Annotated in this window: 6 protein-coding genes; 3 read left to right on the plus strand and 3 right to left on the minus strand. The window is 70.0% G+C overall.

The annotated features are described in order from the left end of the window. Window positions 1–1,971: M36 family metallopeptidase (locus tag VFN12_RS17355; RefSeq protein WP_325120048.1), on the plus strand; the 1,971-nt coding region annotated here is incomplete at its 5' end. A 72-nt stretch (window positions 1,972–2,043) separates the two neighbouring features. On the opposite strand, the gene VFN12_RS17360 is transcribed toward VFN12_RS17355, so the two are convergent. Together VFN12_RS17360 and VFN12_RS17365 are read right to left on the minus strand one after the other, a co-directional pair. After that, window positions 2,044–3,234 carry a S1C family serine protease gene (locus VFN12_RS17360; RefSeq protein ID WP_325120049.1) on the minus strand — a complete coding sequence of 397 codons (1,191 nt, stop codon included), beginning with the start codon at window positions 3,232–3,234 and terminating at the stop codon, window positions 2,044–2,046. A gap of 84 nt (window positions 3,235–3,318) precedes the next feature. Continuing rightward, window positions 3,319–3,882 carry an MOSC domain-containing protein gene (locus tag VFN12_RS17365; protein WP_325120050.1) on the minus strand — a complete coding sequence of 188 codons (564 nt, stop codon included), beginning with the start codon at window positions 3,880–3,882 and terminating at the stop codon, window positions 3,319–3,321. A gap of 62 nt (window positions 3,883–3,944) precedes the next feature. Here VFN12_RS17365 and VFN12_RS17370 point away from each other — a divergent pair, with 62 nt between their 5' ends. Beyond that, entirely contained in the window at window positions 3,945–4,919 is a 975-nt protein-coding gene (locus VFN12_RS17370) for a YihY/virulence factor BrkB family protein (RefSeq protein WP_325120053.1), read from the plus strand. A gap of 52 nt (window positions 4,920–4,971) precedes the next feature. Here VFN12_RS17370 and VFN12_RS17375 read toward each other — a convergent pair whose 3' ends face one another. Next, the gene (locus tag VFN12_RS17375) at window positions 4,972–5,943 is read right to left on the minus strand and encodes a citrate/2-methylcitrate synthase (protein ID WP_325120054.1); all 972 of its coding nucleotides are present in this window, start codon (window positions 5,941–5,943) and stop codon (window positions 4,972–4,974) included. On the opposite strand from VFN12_RS17375, the gene VFN12_RS17380 reads away from it, so the two are divergent. Next, the coding region (locus tag VFN12_RS17380; protein ID WP_325120055.1) for a citrate/2-methylcitrate synthase at window positions 5,938–6,361 on the plus strand (424 nt) is incomplete at its 3' end. The two genes, VFN12_RS17375 and VFN12_RS17380, sit on opposite strands and share 6 nt — an antisense overlap.

Below are 6,361 nucleotides of genomic sequence, written 5' to 3' on the forward strand. Positions count from 1 at the left end.
TACGACTACGAGTGGAAGAACACCTGGTTCAAGTCCAGCTGCGATCCCTCCACGTTCGACCAGCCGGGCGGCAACGACGACGACGCGTCCACGACCAACCTGTTCGTCAGCCACAACCGCATGCACGACTGGAGCTACTACCTCGGCTTCACCGAGCTCAACTCCAACATGCAGCAGTCCAACTTCGGCAACACCGCCCCCACCCGGGAGAACGACCCCGAGGTCGGGAACGCGCAGTCGGGCCGGCGTACCTTCAACGGCCGCGACAACGCCAACCAGATGACGCTGCAGGACGGCATCGCGCCGATCACCAACCAGTACCTGTGGCAGCCGCTGGCCGGTGCGTTCTACGCCGCCTGCACCGACGGTGCCTACGACATGGCCGTGGTCGCGCACGAGTACGGCCACGCGATCAGCAACCGGATGGTGGCCGGCCCCGACACCGGAACCGGCAACACCCAGGGCCAGACCGAGAGCTGGTCGGACCTGATCTTCTCCGAGTACTTCCGCGGCAACGGCATCAGCACCGGCGAGGGGGCCAACCCGTTCGCGCTGGCGCCGTACGTCAGCGGCAACAAGGACCGCGGAATCCGCAACTACGGCATGAACAACAGCCCGCTCAACTACTCCGACCTGGAGTACGACGGCAACGGCCTGGAGAGCCCGCACGCCGACAGCGAGATCTGGAGCGCGGTCAACTACGACATCGCCGAGGCGCTCAACGACAAGTACGACGCGCAGTTCCCGTCGTCGGACCAGGCGCTGCAGCTTCATTGCGCCAAGGGCGAGCAGCCTGCCGACGAGTGCCCGGGCAACCGACGCTGGGGCCAGATCATGTTCGACGGACTGCTCCTGACGCCGAGCGGGTCGACGATGCTCGACTCCCGCGACGCGATGCTGGCGGCCGACCGGCTCCGCTTCGACGGCGCCAACCAGGCCGAGCTCTGGGAGAGCTTCGCCGGCCGCGGCATGGGTGAGAGCGCATCCTCGCCCAACGCCGAGGACCGCGACCCGGTCCCCGGGTGGGACTCGCCGTTCGGCGCCGACGAGGCCACCGTCCGCTTCCAGGCCACCGACACCGGTGGCGGCGCGGCCGAGGACATGACGGTCTACACCGGCGACTACGAGGCCCGCATCAGCCCCACCGCCGACACCGACCCGGAGACCGAGACCTCGGACGCCGTGGACTTCGTGCCGGGCACCTACCGGTTCATCGCCACGGCCCCGGGCTACGGCGCGCTCCGGTTCACCCGCACCTTCGAGGCCGGCGAGGACCGGGTGGTCTCGGTCCCGATGAGGCGCAACCTGGCCTCGACCCACAACGGTGCCACCGCCACCGGCGACGGGATCAACCTCGAGAGCCTGATCGACGACACGGAGGAGACGAACTGGGCCTCCCTGGAGTCGGCCGGCACGGCCAGCGAGGGGCAGGGCGAGGGCAAGCAGGTCCAGGGCCGGCAGGTGACCGTGAAGCTGTCCGACGAGCCCGTCGCGGTGCGCAAGGTCAACGTGAGCGCCGCGTTGCGTCCCACCGACGAGGAGAACGCCGACTCCGGATCGCAGAGCCGGTTCTCGGCGCTGCGCTCGTTCGAGATCCTCGCCTGCGACGCCACGGTCGGTGGCAACAGCTGCACCGACGACGAGGCGGAGTTCGACATCATCTACCGCAGCGCCGATGACGCCTTTCCCGGAGTCCGGCCGCGGCCGACCGCACCGGACCTGACCCTGCGGTCGTTCAATGTCGAGGACGTCGACGCCACCCACATCCGGATCCGGGTGCGTGACAACCAGTGCACCGGCGGGCCGCTCTACCAGGGCGACGCGAACCCGTCCAACGACCCGGTGTTCAGCAACCCGGACTGTGACAGCGAGGAGCAGACCCCGGACCGTGCGGTGCTCTCGCCGCCGTACGACCAGGTCCGGATCGCCGAGCTCCAGGTGTTCGGTCCGATCGTGAAGGCGGCCGGCTGACCGGAGGCCAGCGCGCTCAGCGGCCCCGGGCCCCGTGGGGGACCCGGGGCCGGCACGCGCGTGCTCGTCCGCTCAGGAGGCGTCGGAGTCGAGGACCAGCGTCGTGCGCTCCTCGTCGCCCCCACGGCGGTAGGTGAGCGTCACCTCGTCGCCGGGCCGGTAGGAGCGGATGGTCGCGACCAGAGAGTCGGCACCCGTGATCAGGGTGTCGTCGATCCGGGTGATCACGTCGCCGCGCTCGAGCCCCGCGTCGTCAGCGGTCGAGCCCGGGGTGACCTCCTGGACCTGGGCGCCCTCCGAGGGCAGCTCGCCGGCCTGCTGCTCGACGTCCGACACCGAGATGCCCAGCCGGGCGTGGGTCGGGGTGTCACCGGCCAGCATCTGCTCGACGACCGGCATCACCTCGTCCATCGGGATGGCGAACCCGAGCCCGATCGACCCGCCCTGGCCGGTCGACTCGCCGGTGGTCCTGATCGAGGAGTTGATGCCGACCACGGCGCCGCTCATGTCGACCAGCGGCCCGCCGCTGTTGCCCGGGTTGATCGCCGCGTCGGTCTGGATCGCCGGGTAGGTCGTGCTCTGGCCCTCCGCGTCCGTGCCGACGCTGACCGGCCGGTCGAGCGCCGAGACGATGCCGCTGGTCACCGTGGAGTCCAGGCCGAACGGCGCCCCGACGGCCACGACGCTCTGGCCGATGTCCAGGTTCCCCGACTTCCCGATCGTCGCCTCGGTCAGCCCGGAGACGTCCTCGGCCCGGATCACGGCGGTGTCGGTCAGCGGGTCGGCGCCGAGGATCTCCGCGGCGGCCTCGTCGCCGTTCTCGAAGGACACCGAGATCTCCCCGCCGCCCTCCGCCAGCTCGACGACGTGGTTGTTGGTCAGGATGGTGCCGTCCTCGCTGAGGATGATCCCCGAGCCGGAACCGCTCGCCGGCTGGCCCTGCTCCTCGCCCACCACGTTGATCTTGACCACCGACGGAAGCACCTCCGCCGCCACCTGCTCGACCGAGCCGGCCGGGGCGGGACTGTCTCCGGTGTCCGCGACCGGGATCGAGGCGCTGGAGCCGGTGCCGCCGTTGGTGGCCGACCCGTCACCGCCCCACTCCTGCCAGGCGGCGGCGCCGGCCACGCCGGCACCGCCCCCCAGCACGAGGGCGCCGACGAGGACCGACGCGGTGATCGGTCCGCGTCCGCGGCGGGGCGGGGGCTGCTCGCCGTAGGGCGCGGGTGGGGGCATGATCGGTCGGGTCTCGTAGTCGGTCACGCCCACACGGTGCCGGGCAACCCTGTGATCACGCTGAGACGACGCTGGGGACGAGGCAAGAACCCCGAGGATGTGCTCGACGTCTCAGAGCCGGCGCGCCCGGTCGCCCGGACGGACCCGTCCGCTGCGCACCACCCGGGCGTTGAGCCCGCGCAGGCGCAGCTCCCGGCCCTGCTCGGAGTTCACGAACCCGACCGCTTCCTGGCCGAAGTGGCGCGTGAACTTGGCGCATCCGGTGTGGGGCTTGTCCGACACCTCGATCACCGCACCGCCGTCCTCCGGGTCGCCCAGGGCGATCCGGGTCCCGGCCGGGAGGTTGGTGTGGGAGATGTCGAGGTCGACGTACAGCTGGTCACCGGCCAGGGCGCGCTCGGCGTCGGTGTCGGCCAGCAACGCGATCATCCGCGAGCTCATCACGGTCACCTGCGCCTTGAGGTGGCGCCCCTCCGCCACCGCGCGCGAGGTCGCCCGCGCGAGCCAGTTGTCACCGACCAGGCCGTCGGCCTCGTCGAGCTCGCCCTCCAGCAGGATCTCGCGCTGGCCGTTGGCGGGGCGCCGCACCACCAGGTCGAGGGTGCCGACCTCAGTGGGTGCGGCCCGCAGGTGGTCGAGGTGGGTAGCCAGCTCGTCGGCCGTACGCAGGGGCATGCGCACATTCTGGACCGTCCCGGCCGCTGCTCCTCCCACGGGCGCGACATAGCCTGCCCTCCATGACCACTGCCCGCACCGTGCCGGTGACGACCGAGCTGGACGGCGACGAGCTCGACGCCGAGGACGCCTGGCACCTCGCCCGGCGCCACGGACTGGTGCGGATCGTGGTCGAGTCCTTCGTGCGGTTCCGGTACGGCGACGGCTTCACCAACAGCCGCGCCCTGGCGCTGCAGGCCTGCCTGGCCGTCGTACCGTTCCTGATCGCGCTGACCGGCGTCGCCGCCGACATCGACGAGGACCGTCCGGCCCGGGTCGTGGCGGCGACCATCGAGGCCGTCTCGCCCGGCGGTGGTTCGGACGACGCCCTGGCCTCCGCAGTCGTCGAGGGGTCAGAGGAGACCGGCGAGGTCGCCCTCGCGTTCGGGCTCGCGTTCGCCATCCTCTCGATGATCACGGCGATGGCCCAGGTCGAGCGCGGCAGCAACCGCATCTACGGCATCCGGCGCGACCGCAAGGCCCTGGCGAAGTACGGCCGCGCGGCCGTGCTCACCGCGATCCTCGCGGTGCCGGTGGGCACCGGGTTCCTGCTGCTCGTCGCCGGGGGCGCCATCGGTGACGCGATGGTCGCGGAGTACGGCTGGTCCGCCGATGCGCTCCTGGCCTGGAACATCGCCCGCTGGCCGGCCGGCCTCGCCATGCTCGTGTTCACGATCGCGGTGCTGCTGGACCACGCCCCGCGGCGACGGCAGCCGGCCCTGTCCTGGCTGGCCCTGGGCGCCGCCGTGACGGTCGTGCTGAGCATGCTCGCGACGGCGGGCCTCGCGGCGTACGTGAACCTCAGCGCCTCCTTCGGCAGCACCTACGGCCCGCTCGCGGGCGTCTTCGCGCTGCTGCTGTGGTCGTTGTTCTCCGCGATGGGCCTGTTCTACGGCGTCGCGGTGTGCGCCCAGCTCGAGGCACTGCGCTGCGGGGACGCGGCTCCGGCGTACGACGACCCGGGCCGTCCGCACGGCGCGGTCGTCCCCAACACGTGACCCGCCCGAAACTTTCGGGCGGGTCAGCGCTGTTGTGTCGGTTTCGGGCGGGTCAGCTCCAGCGCTCGGACGCCGGGGTGAAGTCGAGCGTCCGGTCGCCGGTGTAGATCTGCTTGGGCCGGGCGATCTTCTGCTCCTTGTCCTGGACGAGCTCGAGCCACTGCGCGAGCCAGCCGGGCGTGCGGCCGATCGCGAAGAGCACCGTGAACATCTCCGGCGGGAACTGGAACGCCTCGTAGATCAGACCTGAGTAGAAGTCGACGTTGGGGTAGAGCTTGCGCTTGACGAAGTACTCGTCCTCCAGCGCGATCTTCTCGAGCTCCTGCGCGATCTCGAGCAGCGGGTTGACCCCGGTGACCTCGAAGACGTCGTCGCAGGCCTTCTTGATGATCTTCGCGCGCGGGTCGTAGTTCTTGTAGACCCGGTGGCCGAAGCCCATCAACCGCTCGTTGCCCTCCTTCACGCCGGTGATGAAGTCGGGGATGTTGTCCTTCGAGCCGATCCTGCGCAGCATCCTCAGGACCGCCTCGTTGGCGCCACCGTGCAGGGGTCCGAAGAGGGCGGCGACCCCGGCCGCGACGGCGGAGTAGGGGTCGACCTGGGAGGAGCCGACGGAGCGTACGGCGTTGGTCGAGCAGTTCTGCTCGTGGTCCGCATGCAGGATGAACAGCACGTCGAGGGCCTTGACCAGCCGCTCGTCGGCCTCGAACTTGCGCTCGCTCATCTTGAAGAGCATGGACAGGAAGTTGGCGGTGTAGCCGAGGTCGTTGTCGGGGTAGACGAACGGCTTGCCCTGGGCGTGGCGGTAGGACCAGGCGCCGAGCGTCGGCATCTTGGCGATCATCCGCACGATCTGCATGTGGCGGTTCTCGGCGTCCGCGATGTTGCGGGCGTCGGGGTAGAACGTCGACAGCGCCCCGACGGACGCCATCAGCATGCCCATCGGGTGGGCGTCGTAGCGGAAGCCCTCCATGAAGCTCTTGACGTTCTCGTGGACGAACGTGTGGTAGGTGATCTCGTGCACCCACGCGTCGTACTGGTCCTTCGTCGGCAGCTCGCCGAGAAGTCGACCTTCCTCGAGGTCGCCTACCTGCTCGTCCACGGGACGCTGCCGACCAAGGCCGAGTACGACGCCTGGGTCCACGAGATCACCTACCACACGTTCGTCCACGAGAACGTCCGCGGCTTCATGCAGGGCTTCCGCTACGACGCGCACCCGATGGGCATGCTGATGGCCTCGGTCGGGGCGCTGTCGACGTTCTACCCCGACGCCCGCAACATCGCGGACGCCGAGAACCGCCACATGCAGATCGTGCGCATGATCGCCAAGATGCCGACGCTGGGTGCCTGGGCCTTCCGGCACGCCCAGGGCAAGCCCTACATCTACCCGGACAACGAGCTCAGCTACACCGAGAACTTCCTCTCGATGCTCTTCAAGATGA

The sequence above is a fragment of the Nocardioides sp. genome, assembly GCF_035703625.1.
Taxonomy (GTDB): domain Bacteria; phylum Actinomycetota; class Actinomycetes; order Propionibacteriales; family Nocardioidaceae; genus Nocardioides.